This window comes from Chryseobacterium sp. C3, assembly GCF_014218905.1.
Taxonomy (GTDB): domain Bacteria; phylum Bacteroidota; class Bacteroidia; order Flavobacteriales; family Weeksellaceae; genus Chryseobacterium; species Chryseobacterium mucoviscidosis.
In genome coordinates this window covers 1-12,619 of record NZ_JACLCU010000012.1, presented here as the reverse complement: position 1 = coordinate 12,619, position 12,619 = coordinate 1, and the positions used below count along the sequence as shown (strand labels likewise).

Sequence of the window (12,619 nt, the reverse complement as noted above, 5' to 3'; positions counted from 1 at the left end):
ATAAAATTAATTAAAAATTTTCGAATATTTCAAAAATCCGTTGAATGCCCAGTTTGCGGTATAGTATAAAGATTTAACCGTAGAAAATCCCATGAAATCTTTGTACACCAGATATTGATCTCGGATGATGTTTTTTTTCTTTCTGGAAACGCTGTTTTCGCGCATCCTGTATTTAGCAAGTGTTTTATTCAGCGGAAAGCCTTTGGGAATTTTTTTCAGAAGATTCAGCCACATCACATGATCTTCGCGTTTGCTTTTCACGGGGAAGAAGAATTTTCCCACTCTTTTGGTATCGTACATCGTAGAAACCGGAGCCAGTCTGCAGGTTTTAAGCAGGTTGGAAAAGGTGACAATTGTATCGGCTTCAAAATCTTTTAGAACAGGTTCCATCGTATGTTCATCACATCTGGAATAATTACAGTACACCAATTCTGCATTGTTTTTATCCATAAACCCGATCATCTCTTCAAGATATTCGGGATACCAGAAATCATCGGAATCCAGAAAGGCAATATAACGACCTTCCGCTCTTTCGAGGCTTTTATTTCGGGCATTTCCTGCGCCGCCGTTTTTTTCAAGAACCTGTACTTTTATTCTGGGATCATTATACTTTTGGATAAGTTCTACGGTGTTGTCTTGGGAACGGTCATCCGAGATCAGCCATTCCCAGTTTTTATACGTCTGGCTGAGTACAGACTGTATGGTTTCCTCTATAAATTCCGCCGAATTGTAGGAGGGGGTTATTATCGAAACTAATTCTTTCATCTGTTGTGTTTTATAAAAATTTTTTCTCGTAAAAATGCCAGGAACTGATTCCTACTGCAATAACTACCATCATGCATACAAAAGCCATCATGTAAGGATTATAATCTTTAAACAATCCCAGTGTGGTAAAAGTTCTGATGATCGGGAAATGGAAGATATAAATTCCGTAGGTAAAATCTCCATATTTTCCGAAATTATTTAAAAACTTAAAAGAATATGCGATGTACAGGACAATGATCCCGATCATCATCGGAGAAAAAAGCTGAATATCTGTAAATAAATCGATCCAGACTGTTGCTAATGCGACAACAAAAAGAATGTTTTTATATTTGATGAATTTGTCGAAATTAAAATAAATCAACATTCCCGGTATGAAATAAGACAGCGTTCCCGGAAGCTGTTTCGCCAGTGAAATCTTTCCCTGAAGCTCAAAATAATTAAGATAAATAAGAGACAGGAAATAAAGAATAATTAAACTGATGTTTCTGTATTTATTGTTTTTTCCGAACAGTAAAAACATCAAGGGAACAGCAAGATAATAGCACATTTCTATCTTCAGTGTCCAAAGCGCTCCGTTGACTGCCTGATTTCCGAAAACTCCGGGAAGCCACGGTGCTTTAAAATTTAAAAAAATGGAATTCCAGAAAAGATATTTGTAGACCTGCGTATTGGTAAAATATTCCCTGAATGAATAAGTGCTTACAAGACTGAGTAAAATGGCACAGAGAAAAACAACCAATAAATAAGCCGGAACAATTCTTCTGATTCTTTTGCTAATATAGCTTTTAAGACTGGAAGAACGCTCATAACTTCTGGCGATAAGAAATCCGCTCACCACAAAAAATCCGAAAACGGCAATTTCGATAGGGCTGTGTTCCAGAAATTTCAGCTCCGGAGAAACGCTTAAAGCTCCAAGATGCCCTAAAAAAACGATGAAAGCGAGGAGAACACGGATAAAATCAAAATTATTTTTCGTAAGGTCTTGCATTTGCATTTGTTTGTTACAAAAATAGTTTTTTTCGAAGAAAAGATCATATTTCCGGTAATGAATGTTTGCTGAATAAAGGAAAAACAACGCTTTTGAAATGCCGATACACAGAAAATAATAAATTTTAACAATATTTTTTTAAAAAAATTGTATAATAATATAAATAAATCATAATTTTAGCGCTTGAAAAAATTGATATATGAAGAAATTAGCATTATTATTTGCAGGTTTATCATTATTTGTAGCAACAGGATGTAATAACGACGACGAAGTGGTGCAGGAAGCTCCGTTAGTAGGAGTTTGGCAGCCCGTGAAAAAAGTAGTAACCGTAGTTGCAATAGGGGAAGTTCCTGTTTCGGACGGTATTTCTTTTGATACCACTTGTCAGCAGACTTCAAGATGGACGTTCGTTTCCGGAAATACGGGAAAAAGAAAAGATATGGGAGACAGTGCAACCCCGGGAACCTGTACACCTACTTTCGACAGAACATTTACTTATACTTATGATAAAGACAGCAAAGCTATTCAGATAAAATATCAGGGAATTGTGCAGCCGGATCAGGGAAGAATCATCAGCATCAGCGATACTGCTTTAAACATCATGTTTGAAGACAAATCAGATCCTACCGAATTCCATTCTGAAACCTATACATTTAAGAGAATACCTCAGTAATAGTCTGAATTATCAATATAAAATACAAATCTCATCTGCGGATGAGATTTTTTTATGCATTATTTCGTCAAATTTAAATTTCCATTTCTTTTAAAATCATTATTTTTGTGAAAATTAGAAAAGGAATTTAAAAGAATCCGGCATCTAATATCTTAACATCTAATATCTATAAAAAAGTGTTTTACGATCATCAGCAGATAGAAAAAAAGTGGCAGAAGTACTGGGAAGATAATCAAACGTATAAAACTTCCGACAACACAGACAAACCTAAATTTTATGTTCTCGATATGTTTCCGTATCCATCGGGAGCAGGACTTCACGTAGGTCATCCGCTTGGATATATCGCATCCGACATTTACGCGAGGTACAAAAGACATCAGGGTTTTAATGTTCTCCATCCGGTTGGCTATGACAGCTTCGGACTTCCTGCTGAACAGTACGCTATTCAGACAGGGCAGCATCCTGCGATTACGACAGAGCAAAACATTACAAGATACGAAGAGCAGTTAAGAAAAATTGGCTTTTCTTTCGACTGGAGCAGAGAAGTGAGAACTTCCGATGCTTCTTATTATAAATGGACACAGTGGATTTTTATTGAGCTGTTCCATTCGTGGTATAATAAAGATACCGATAAAGCGGAGCCTATTTCATCTTTGGTTAAACGTTTTGAAGAAAAAGGAACGGAAGGGTTAAATGCCAATCAGAACGATGAATTAAATTTCACGGCGGAAGAGTGGAAAGAAGCTTCAGAAATTGATAAAGAAGACATTTTATTAAATTACCGTTTGGCTTACAGAGCGGAAACCACTGTGAACTGGTGTCCTGCTTTAGGAACCGTTCTGGCAAATGATGAGGTAAAAGACGGAAAATCCGAAAGAGGAGGTTTTCCTGTTTTCCAAAAGAAAATGATGCAGTGGAGCATGAGAATTTCTGCGTACTCTGAAAGATTATTGCAGGGAATAAAAACTCTTGACTGGCCACAACCTTTGAAAGATTCTCAGGAATACTGGATCGGAAAATCTCAGGGAGCGCAGGTGAGATTCAATGTGGAAGGACATGACGAAATCGTTGAAGTGTTTACAACAAGACCAGATACTATTTTCGGAGCAACTTTTATGGTTCTGGCTCCCGAAAATCCTTTGGTGGAAACCATCACAACCGCAGAGCAAAAAGCTGAGGTAGATTCTTATATTGAAGAAACTTCTAAGAAAACGGAACGTGACAGAATGGCGGACGTGAAAAATGTTTCAGGCGCTTTCACGGGAAGTTATGCTTTAAATCCTTTCAGTGGGGAAAAAATGCCGATCTATATTTCAGATTATGTTTTGATGGGTTACGGAACGGGTGCTGTAATGGCGGTTCCTGCACATGACGAGCGTGATCACAGATTTGCAAAGAAATTTAATTTAGAAATTAAGAAAGTCGTGGAAACGGACGAAGATGTTCAGGAAGCTTCTTTCGATTCTAAAGATTCGGTTTGTGTAAATTCTGATTTCTTAAATGGATTAAATTATAACGATGCAAAAGCATTGATTATTTCTGCTATTGAGAAAAAAGGAATCGGACACGGAACAACGAACTACAGACAGCGTGATGCGATTTTCTCAAGACAAAGATATTGGGGAGAACCGGTTCCTATCTATTATAAGGATGGAATGCCTTATACATTGCCGACTTCCGCTTTGCCTTTGGAACTTCCGGAAGTTGAAAAATATCTGCCGACTGAAGACGGAGATCCACCTTTAGGAAATGCAAAAACGTTTGCATGGGATGAAGCTAACCAAAAAGTAGTCGATACGAATTTGATTGATGAAAAAACGGTTTTCCCTTTAGAATTATCTACAATGCCGGGTTGGGCGGGAAGCTCATGGTATTTCCTAAGATATATGGATCCTAAAAATGATGAGGTTTTTGCTAAAAAACAACTTTCAGATTATTGGGGACAGGTGGATTTGTACATCGGAGGAAGTGAACACGCAACCGGACATTTATTATATTCCCGTTTCTGGAATATGTTCTTAAAAGACAGAGGATATATTAATCAGGATGAACCGTTCCAAAAGTTGATTAATCAGGGGATGATTTTGGGGATGAGTGCTTTTGTGTATAGAGTTGACGGAACTAATCAATATGTTTCTAAAAATTTAGCAAAAGATTATACAACTCAGGCAATCCACGTTGATGTATCTTTATTAAAAGGCACTTCTGATGAACTGGATACTGAAGCTTTCAAAGCTTGGAGACCGGATTACGCAGATGCGGAATTTATTTTGGAAGACGGAAAATACATCACAGGTCGTGAAGTAGAAAAAATGTCTAAGTCAAAATACAATGTGGTAAATCCGGATGATATCTGTAATGAATACGGAGCAGACGGTTTAAGATTGTATGAAATGTTCTTAGGTCCGTTGGAACAATCCAAGCCTTGGAACACGCAAGGCCTGAGTGGAGTTTACGGTTTCCTTAAAAAGTTCTGGAATTTATATTTTGACGGGGATACTTTCTCGGTTTCCGACGAAGAACCAACCAAAGCAGAATACAAAGTTTTACATACCTTAGTAAAGAAGGTGGTTTACGATATTGAAAACTTCTCTTTCAATACGTCTGTCTCTTCATTTATGATCGCCGTAAACGAACTGCAAAAAATAAAATGCAACAAACGCAATATTTTAGAACCTTTAGCCGTTATCATTTCTCCGTATGCACCTCACATCTGTGAAGAGCTTTGGAGTTTATTGGGGCATCAGGATTCTATAGAATTTGAAAAATTCCCTGTATTGAACGAGGATTACTTAGTGGAAGATGAGATTTTGTATCCGGTAAGTGTAAACGGAAAAATGAAGTTTAAAATTTCACTTTCCGCGCAGCTTTCACCTAAAGAAGTGGAGGAAGTGGTACTTAAAGACGAAAAAATGATGCAGATTCTGGAAGGGAAGACCCCGACGAAAATCATTGTAGTGCCTCACAGAATTGTGAATATAGTAATTTAAAAAAAAATTAACATTGGCAAATTAAAAAAAATGAAGGCTTAAATTTTTTGATTTTTTAACGTAAATGTTAAAATTGAAAAATATTACCAAAAAAAGAGAAAATAATTGTAATATCGAAAGTGTATTAAAATTTCTTTATCAAAAAAATGGCAAATGTTTATTTAAGACTCTTGCATTTTAATTATTTTTGCCTTTAATTTACACCTTGTAAAATTTTAAAACAATATAATTTAGTTAAATATGGAAATGAATGTTTCAAAAAATGATGAGCAAGTAATTGCTAGAAAGTCGGGAGGTTTAAACCCAGCTGTAATTATTCCTATTATCTTTGCAATAGGAGTTTGTATTTATTTATTCGTTCTAGGTAACCCAGGAAACTTTAAAGATGCTAATGAATTAGGAGGAGCATCTGTTGCTTTTGCTGACAAGGAGGGGAAAGACATTCACCCAGAATCGTTCTTAGGTATTATCTACAAAGGAGGGGTTATTGTACCAATCTTGATTACTTTCATGATCACAGTAATCGTTTTCTCTTTTGAAAGATATTTCGTTCTTAGCAAAGCTGCCGGAAAAGGAAACTTAGACAACTTCGTTGTACAGGTAAGAAGCTTACTAAACCAAAACAAAATTGATGAAGCTTTAGAAGAGTGCGACAGACAGCAAGGTTCTGTTGGTAACGTAGTAAAAGAAGGTCTTACTACTTACAAAGCTTTATCTCACGATACAACGCTTAACAAAGAGCAAAAAATGGTAGCGCTTAACAAAGCAATCGAAGAAGCGACTACTCTTGAAATGCCAATGCTTGAGAAAAACATGATGATCCTTTCTACTTTAGGTACTGTTGCAACGTTAGTAGCACTTTTAGGTACGGTAATCGGGATGATCAAGGCGTTCTTCGCATTAGGTTCAGGAGGGGGTACTCCGGATGCTGCTGCACTTTCTACAGGTATTTCTGAAGCCTTGATTAACACAGCTTTAGGTATTGGTACTTCAGCAATCGCTATCATCCTTTATAACTTCTTTACTTCTAAAATCGACGGATTAACTTATAAGATCGACGAGATCGCAATGAGCATCCAACAGTCTTTCGCTGAATTCAACTAAGAATTGTAGCAAGGAATTTGCAGTAAGTAAAAAGAAGTTTAATTAAAAATCATTAATAATAATGGCGAGAGTCAAACCAAAAAGACATGGAGTAGTGACGGATATGACGGCAATGTGTGACGTTGCGTTCCTACTGCTTACATTCTTTATCTTGACCACTCAGTTTAAAAAACCTGATGTGGAGCAGATTAAACCGCCATCTTCAATATCAGAGAAGTTACTTCCTGATGCAAGTTTGATGACCATCAACGCTACACCGGACGGAAAATTTTATTTCCAGCCTGTAGAAAATGCATCAGAGAGACTACAGCTTTTAGACAATATGGGAAAAAAGTACGGCGTTACTTTTGACAATAATGAAAAAGCTGCATTCCAGAAAGTACAAGCAATTGGGGTTCCGATGAACCAGCTTAAAAGCTATCTTGATTTGCCAGATGACGAGCAGAAGAATTTCAAGAGTCCTACAGGGATTCCTATGGATAGTACGAATAAGCAGTTAGTAGACTGGGTAAAAGAAAGTTTGAACGTAAATCCTGATTACAAATTAGCAATCAAAGGAGACGTTACAACAGAATATCCGAAAGTTAAAAGCTTATTCGAGGGTTTAAGAGATATCGATTTTCTTAAATTTTGGTTGATTACATCACAAGAAGGTAAACCTAATGAATAATATCATTTAGAAATGGCAGAAGTACAAGTACAGGAAAAGGGCGCCAAAGGCGGCAAGGTACGTTCCAAGAAACAGAGTACCAGAGTCGATATGACTCCGATGGTGGACTTGGGTTTTCTATTGATTACCTTCTTTATGTTCACAACCACATTCTCTAAACCGAATGTAATGGATTTGGGTCTTCCGGCAAAACCGAAGGATGAAACAAAAAAACCACCTCCAACAGAAATTAAACTTTCGAACTCTATATCTTTATTATTAGGTAAAAACAATAAGATCTTCTGGCATCAGCAGGACAATACGTCTTTAACAGATCAGAATCTTAATGAAACTACTTTCGATAGAGAGGGAATCCGAAAAGTAATTGAGCAGGCAAAAGCAAATGCGGCTGATAAAACTAAATTTACAGTTATTATTAAGCCAACTGACGATGCTGTATATAAAAACTTCGTAGATATCCTGGACGAAATGGCAATTACTAAGAGTGAGCAGTACGGTGTTACTGATCTTAAACCTTGGGAAAAAGCTATTTACGATAGAAAAGTGGGTAACTCTGGTGCTGCTGCAGCTCCGGCTACTAAGTAATTTAAACCATAAAATTGTAAATCTATGGCAAACGAAAATGTATACGATCCTAATCTTACCTTAGATGAGATTGTATTTGAAAATAGAAACAAGGAATATGGTGCATACGATTTAAGACATCAGTACCCAAAACTTCTGACAAAATCTTTCATCGTTGGAACAGCATTATTCCTTATTGCGGCTTTGTCTCCATTTATTTATCTTACCATTAAGAGACTTACTGAACCTGAAAAACAAGAAGTTAAAGCAGATTTGGTAGAAATTCTTCAGGAAGATAAAATTATTGAGCAGCCAAAAGAAGAAGAACCACCTCCACCACCTCCACCAAAAGAGGAAGAGAAAATTGAAATTATTCAGAACGTGGTTCCTGAGCCTGTAAAAGCTCCGAAAATTGAAACACCACCACCGCCAATTTCTAAGCAGTTAGAAACAACAACCGGTCTGGTTAATCAGGAAGGGGTAAAAGCTCCGGCTTACACTCCACCGCCACCGCCACCGTCAACAGGTACAAAGGCGTCTACAGCAGAAGTAAAACCTCAGGTAAGTGATACTCAGGTTTACACAGAAGTAGAGCAGACTGCTGAATTTCCTGGAGGTATTAATGCTTTCAGAAATAAAGTATCCAGTAACTTCGATGGTTCAGCGATGAACGGAGATGAAGGTACAGTAAAAACTGAAATCACTTTCGTTGTAGAAAGAGACGGAAGTATTACGGACGTTAAAGCTAGCGGTGGAAACTCTGACTTCAATGCTGAAGCAATCAGAACCATCAAGTCTATTAAAAATAAATGGACTCCTGCTAAAATTAACGGACAATCTGTACGCTATAGATTCAGATTACCTTTAACAATGAATTTTGAAGGATAAGATTTATCTTTAAATAATAATTAAAAAAGAGAAGCATTTGCTTCTCTTTTTATTTTTTTTGGTATTTTTGTTATATGATGTTCAATTGGTTATCCCTCGTTACGGGATTATTTTATATCGTTCTGGGAATCGTAGTAATGTACTACAGGTTTTTCTTTACAGTTCTGGAACCCGGAGTTGCTTATGCATTAGGCGGACTTCTTATTTTGTATGGAATTTTCAGAATTTACAGAGCGGTTACAAAAATTAAAAATTCAGGAAATGAAGAATAGTGTTAAGCTTCTAATGCTGTTTTTCATTAGCATAATAGCAGTTGGTTGTAAAAAAGAAGAAAAATCTCCATCTTACCATAAAGGAGAAATGACGATTCTTACGGATGAATCTTTTAAAAGTGTTACGGAAGCTTTAGCAGAAGGATATATGATTAATTATCCCGAAACAAAGATTAAAGTCGCTACGAAAAAAGAAGATCTCGGATTCATTGATTTATTAAACAATAAGACAAGAATCGTGGTAATGTCCAGAGATCTTACGCCGGAAGAAATTAAGACATACGAAGAACAGGTAGAACTGAAGTTTTTACCTGCAAAATTCGCTGCAGATGCTGTTATTTTTATTGTTCCGAAAGATTCTCCAAAAGAAAGTATTTCAATGGAGGAAATTCAGAAAGGATTGCAGTCGGATAATAAAGAATTTATTTTCGACGGAGCCAATTCCAGCAATCTGAATTTTGTGGCTCAGAAACTTAAAAAACAGCCGAAAGATTTAAAGTTTTCAGTTATTCCGGGAAGCAAGAATATTATTGAAGAACTCAATAAATACCCGGATAAAATAGGGGTCATCGGTCTTAATACATTCAGCCGTCCTTATGATAAAGAGTCTGAACAGTTGAGAAGCATGGTAAAGATTCTTCCTGTGGAAGACAAAGGAAAACTTTACACTACAGATTTTGAAAACCTCCGCAAAATGAATTATCCTTTTACCAGAGTTTTGTATTTTTTAACAAACGAAGGAAACTTCAATATTGCCAATGGTTTCATAAGGTATTCGTGCACTCAGCTTGGGCAGATGATCGTTCAGAAGGAAGGATTACAGCCTTACAATCTCTATAGAAGAGAAGTTCAAATGCGTTAAAAAGTATTAAATTAATCCTTTAACCAAAATAAATGTATTATTTTGGTCTGAAAATTGTGTATTACTTAAATCGAAATTTAGATTAGAAAATATAAAATGAAAGATATAATGAATATGAATGTAAAGAAGCTTGCCTTTGGAGCGGCTGTAGTGTTTTTTACCAACTTTGCCGTTGCACAAACTGTACAGGATGGTATCAACAGTATAGACAGTGATAAATATGCTCAGGCAAAAACTAATTTTACGAACATGATCGCTTCGGCGCCTACTGCAGAAAACTATTTCTATTTAGGAAATACGTATCTGAAGCAAGGAGAGCCAGATTATGCGGCAGCAACTGATAGTTTTAACAAAGGTCTTGCAGCAGATGGCAAAAGCTATTTAAATAAATTAGGTTTGGCAACTGTAAAACTGGGTAAAGGAGATAAAGGTGCTATTGCGGAAATTCAGAAAATCGTTACCGATTCAAAAGAAAAAGATGCAGAAGTTCTTTTCAGAGCGGCAGAAGCTTTAACTTTATTTGAGAAGAATAACTCTCCGGATTTGGCTATTCAGTATTTGAATAAAGCGATTGAAAGAGCAGAGAAAAAAGGTGTTCCCGCTCATTACTATTATACTTTAGGGGATGCTTACAGATTAAAAAGAATGCCAGGAGATGCAATGTCTGCTTATGACAAAGCTCTTCCTTTAGCTAAAAATAAAGCATCGGTTTATACAAGAATCGGGACTTTATGGATGGCTGCACAACAGTGGCAACAGGCTAAAACAAGTATAGATAAGGCAATAGCTACAGATCCTTCTTATGCTCCGGCGTATAAAGCTCTTGCAGCTTACGATATCAGATATCAGCAAAATGCGAAAGCGACTCAGGATTTGATCAATTATACAAAATATGCCGATGAAGATCCATATACTCAATTAGAAATTGCTAAGCTTTATTTTACCAATGAAGATTATGCAAATTCTAAGCAGGTTTTAGATAAAATTTTTGATAAGATCAACGATCCTATTAAATTTAAACTGAGAGCATATCAGTTATATGCAGACGGAAAATATGCGGAAGCAAAACAGAACATGGATAGTTTTGTTTCTCAGGCAGACAAATCAAGAGTACAGCCTGCAGATCAAGGTTTACAGGGACTTATTGCCGCAGGTTTAGCAAAGACAGAAACGGATGCAGCTAAAAAAACAGCTTTAATGAACGAAGCTCAGCAAAAAATCGGCATCGCAAAGGCAGCTAAAGATGAAACTTTGAAATGGGATATGGAATTGGTGAAAATCGCTGGAGGAGGAGCTTCTCAGGCTGATATTGATGCAGGACCTACAAACCCTACAATTGAAGGATTGAAACAGAAAGTAGCAGCTAACGCGCAGGATTCAGATTCTTTATTCAAACTTGCGACGGCTTATCAGGATGCAAAGAACTGGAATGGGGCAATTGCTACATGGCAGAAAATGAATGCTCTTTTACCAGATTGGGCTCCCGGTTATTACAGCTTAGGATATTCTTATCAGCAAGCCGGAAATAATGATGCTGCTAAAATGGCGTATGAAAAATTCATCAGTACCGTAAAACCAGCAGATCAGGAAGCAAATAAGCAGACTTTAGCTTATGCCTATTTCGCAGTGGCATATATGTCTAAGGATTCTGATGTAGCAAAAGCAAAAGATTATGTAGCAAAATCTGTACAGCTGGATCCAACCTATCAGGATGCAGTAAAATTAAACGCAGAAATCAACAAATAATTTAAACTTTAAATTATAAATAATGAAACTTCCCATTCCTAATGTTTGGGAAGTTTTTATTTTAATCCTATCTTTGATTGTATGAAAACAGATATATTAGCTTTTGGAGCGCATCCTGACGATGTAGAACTGGGATGCGGAGGAACGATAGCCAAATTGGTTTCAGAAGGGAAAACCTGCGTTATCGTTGATCTCACGAGAGGAGAACTCGGAACGAGAGGAACAGAAGAAACCAGAAAGGCAGAAGCAAATGATGCTGCAAGAATTTTAGGTGTTTCTATAAGAGAAAATCTCGAGATGAGAGACGGGTTTCTAGAAAATTCCGAGGATTATCAGATGAGGATCGTAAAAATGGTTCGCAAATACAGGCCGGAAATCGTCTTTGCCAATACAATTGATGATAGACATCCAGATCATGCAAAAGGAGCGAAATTAGTATCGGATGCGTGCTTTTTGTCCGGATTAAGAAAAATTGAGACGGTTTTGGAAGGAGAGATTCAGGAAGCGTGGAGACCAAAGCATATTTTTAACTATATGCAATGGAAAAATGTAGAGCCCGAATTCGTTATTGACATTTCAGAATTTTTAGATGCAAAAATTGCGGCATGTAAAGCATTTAAAACTCAGTTTTATGATCCGGATTCTAAAGAACCGGAAACCCCGATTACTTCAAAAAACTTTTTAGACAGCTTAACTTATCGCGCAATGGATTTGGGAAGACTATCGGGAGTAGCTTATGCAGAGGGATTTACGTCTGAAAAGTTAATTGCTTTGAAAAATTTTGACGGAATTGTTTGGTAATTAAAAAATCTTTCCTATATTTGCACTCACAAAACGGTGATTGTAGCTCAGTTGGTTAGAGCGTCGGATTGTGGTTCCGAAGGTCGTGGGTTCGAGACCCATCATTCACCCAATAAAAGTACACTTTTCAAAAGTGTACTTTTTTATTTTATATCAAATTTAAATTCAGATTTTCTTTAATTCTTACTGTAAAAATTTATGTTAGATATGAAAGGCTACGGATCAGGCTCAAAAGTTGGGGGCTATACAAAAAGTTTAGTCAACCTAAATAGGAAGAAAGTTCTGTCTTTTACCCC

12 protein-coding genes and 1 tRNA gene are annotated in these 12,619 nt (G+C 36.7%); 11 read left to right on the top strand and 2 right to left on the bottom strand.

What is annotated here, in order from left to right; genetic code table 11:
* Nucleotides 1-6 precede the first annotated feature (6 nt).
* Both H6W53_RS20065 and H6W53_RS20060 read right to left on the bottom strand, forming a co-directional pair.
* Nucleotides 7-765: a glycosyltransferase family 2 protein gene (locus H6W53_RS20065; RefSeq protein ID WP_185209256.1), complete on the bottom strand. Its 759-nt coding sequence runs from the start codon at nucleotides 763-765 to the stop codon at nucleotides 7-9.
* A 10-nt stretch (nucleotides 766-775) separates the two neighbouring features.
* Nucleotides 776-1,759 carry an acyltransferase family protein gene (locus tag H6W53_RS20060; RefSeq protein WP_185209255.1) on the bottom strand — a complete coding sequence of 328 codons (984 nt, stop codon included), beginning with the start codon at nucleotides 1,757-1,759 and terminating at the stop codon, nucleotides 776-778.
* A 193-nt stretch (nucleotides 1,760-1,952) separates the two neighbouring features.
* On the opposite strand from H6W53_RS20060, the gene H6W53_RS20055 reads away from it, so the two are divergent.
* From H6W53_RS20055 to H6W53_RS20005, 11 genes are all read left to right on the top strand, one after another.
* Nucleotides 1,953-2,426 (top strand): lipocalin family protein, encoded by a 474-nt coding sequence (locus H6W53_RS20055; RefSeq protein WP_108409483.1) that lies wholly within the window; start codon nucleotides 1,953-1,955, stop codon nucleotides 2,424-2,426.
* 176 nt (nucleotides 2,427-2,602) lie between these two features.
* On the top strand, nucleotides 2,603-5,416 hold the full coding sequence (gene leuS / locus H6W53_RS20050) for a leucine--tRNA ligase (RefSeq protein WP_185209254.1): 2,814 nt from the start codon (nucleotides 2,603-2,605) through the stop codon (nucleotides 5,414-5,416).
* Nucleotides 5,417-5,656: 240 nt separating this feature from the next.
* On the top strand, nucleotides 5,657-6,520 hold the full coding sequence (locus H6W53_RS20045) for a MotA/TolQ/ExbB proton channel family protein (RefSeq protein WP_076390612.1): 864 nt from the start codon (nucleotides 5,657-5,659) through the stop codon (nucleotides 6,518-6,520).
* Between the two features lie 61 nt (nucleotides 6,521-6,581).
* Nucleotides 6,582-7,190 (top strand): ExbD/TolR family protein, encoded by a 609-nt coding sequence (locus tag H6W53_RS20040; RefSeq protein WP_076390613.1) that lies wholly within the window; start codon nucleotides 6,582-6,584, stop codon nucleotides 7,188-7,190.
* A gap of 12 nt (nucleotides 7,191-7,202) precedes the next feature.
* The gene (locus H6W53_RS20035; protein ID WP_076390614.1) at nucleotides 7,203-7,775 is read left to right on the top strand and encodes an ExbD/TolR family protein; all 573 of its coding nucleotides are present in this window, start codon (nucleotides 7,203-7,205) and stop codon (nucleotides 7,773-7,775) included.
* A 24-nt stretch (nucleotides 7,776-7,799) separates the two neighbouring features.
* Complete coding sequence (locus tag H6W53_RS20030) at nucleotides 7,800-8,642, top strand: energy transducer TonB (RefSeq protein WP_087706763.1); 843 nt, start codon at nucleotides 7,800-7,802, stop codon at nucleotides 8,640-8,642.
* 77 nt (nucleotides 8,643-8,719) lie between these two features.
* Nucleotides 8,720-8,914, top strand: a complete 195-nt coding sequence (locus tag H6W53_RS20025) for a C4-dicarboxylate ABC transporter (RefSeq protein ID WP_076390991.1) — start codon at nucleotides 8,720-8,722, stop codon at nucleotides 8,912-8,914.
* Complete coding sequence (locus H6W53_RS20020; RefSeq protein WP_185209253.1) at nucleotides 8,904-9,776, top strand: PstS family phosphate ABC transporter substrate-binding protein; 873 nt, start codon at nucleotides 8,904-8,906, stop codon at nucleotides 9,774-9,776. Before H6W53_RS20025 ends, H6W53_RS20020 begins: the two co-directional genes overlap by 11 nt.
* Nucleotides 9,777-9,872: 96 nt before the next feature.
* A complete protein-coding gene (locus H6W53_RS20015; RefSeq protein ID WP_185209252.1) occupies nucleotides 9,873-11,522 on the top strand; it encodes a tetratricopeptide repeat protein in 1,650 nt (549 codons plus the stop codon).
* 81 nt (nucleotides 11,523-11,603) lie between these two features.
* Complete coding sequence (bshB1, locus tag H6W53_RS20010) at nucleotides 11,604-12,323, top strand: bacillithiol biosynthesis deacetylase BshB1 (protein WP_076390618.1); 720 nt, start codon at nucleotides 11,604-11,606, stop codon at nucleotides 12,321-12,323.
* Nucleotides 12,324-12,358: 35 nt separating this feature from the next.
* A tRNA-His gene (locus H6W53_RS20005) sits at nucleotides 12,359-12,434 on the top strand.
* Nucleotides 12,435-12,619: the final 185 nt, after the last annotated feature.

What these genes read in the sequence shown, in the direction of transcription:
- H6W53_RS20065 (WP_185209256.1), bottom strand. Translation starts at nt 765, where the DNA reads ATGAAAGAATTAGTTTCGATAATAACCCCCTCCTACAATTCGGCGGAA.
- H6W53_RS20060 (WP_185209255.1), bottom strand. Translation starts at nt 1,759, where the DNA reads ATGCAAATGCAAGACCTTACGAAAAATAATTTTGATTTTATCCGTGTT.
- H6W53_RS20055 (WP_108409483.1), top strand. Translation starts at nt 1,953, where the DNA reads ATGAAGAAATTAGCATTATTATTTGCAGGTTTATCATTATTTGTAGCA.
- H6W53_RS20045 (WP_076390612.1), top strand. Translation starts at nt 5,657, where the DNA reads ATGGAAATGAATGTTTCAAAAAATGATGAGCAAGTAATTGCTAGAAAG.
- H6W53_RS20040 (WP_076390613.1), top strand. Translation starts at nt 6,582, where the DNA reads ATGGCGAGAGTCAAACCAAAAAGACATGGAGTAGTGACGGATATGACG.
- H6W53_RS20035 (WP_076390614.1), top strand. Translation starts at nt 7,203, where the DNA reads ATGGCAGAAGTACAAGTACAGGAAAAGGGCGCCAAAGGCGGCAAGGTA.
- H6W53_RS20030 (WP_087706763.1), top strand. Translation starts at nt 7,800, where the DNA reads ATGGCAAACGAAAATGTATACGATCCTAATCTTACCTTAGATGAGATT.
- H6W53_RS20025 (WP_076390991.1), top strand. Translation starts at nt 8,720, where the DNA reads ATGTTCAATTGGTTATCCCTCGTTACGGGATTATTTTATATCGTTCTG.
- H6W53_RS20020 (WP_185209253.1), top strand. Translation starts at nt 8,904, where the DNA reads ATGAAGAATAGTGTTAAGCTTCTAATGCTGTTTTTCATTAGCATAATA.
- H6W53_RS20015 (WP_185209252.1), top strand. Translation starts at nt 9,873, where the DNA reads ATGAAAGATATAATGAATATGAATGTAAAGAAGCTTGCCTTTGGAGCG.
- bshB1 (WP_076390618.1), top strand. Translation starts at nt 11,604, where the DNA reads ATGAAAACAGATATATTAGCTTTTGGAGCGCATCCTGACGATGTAGAA.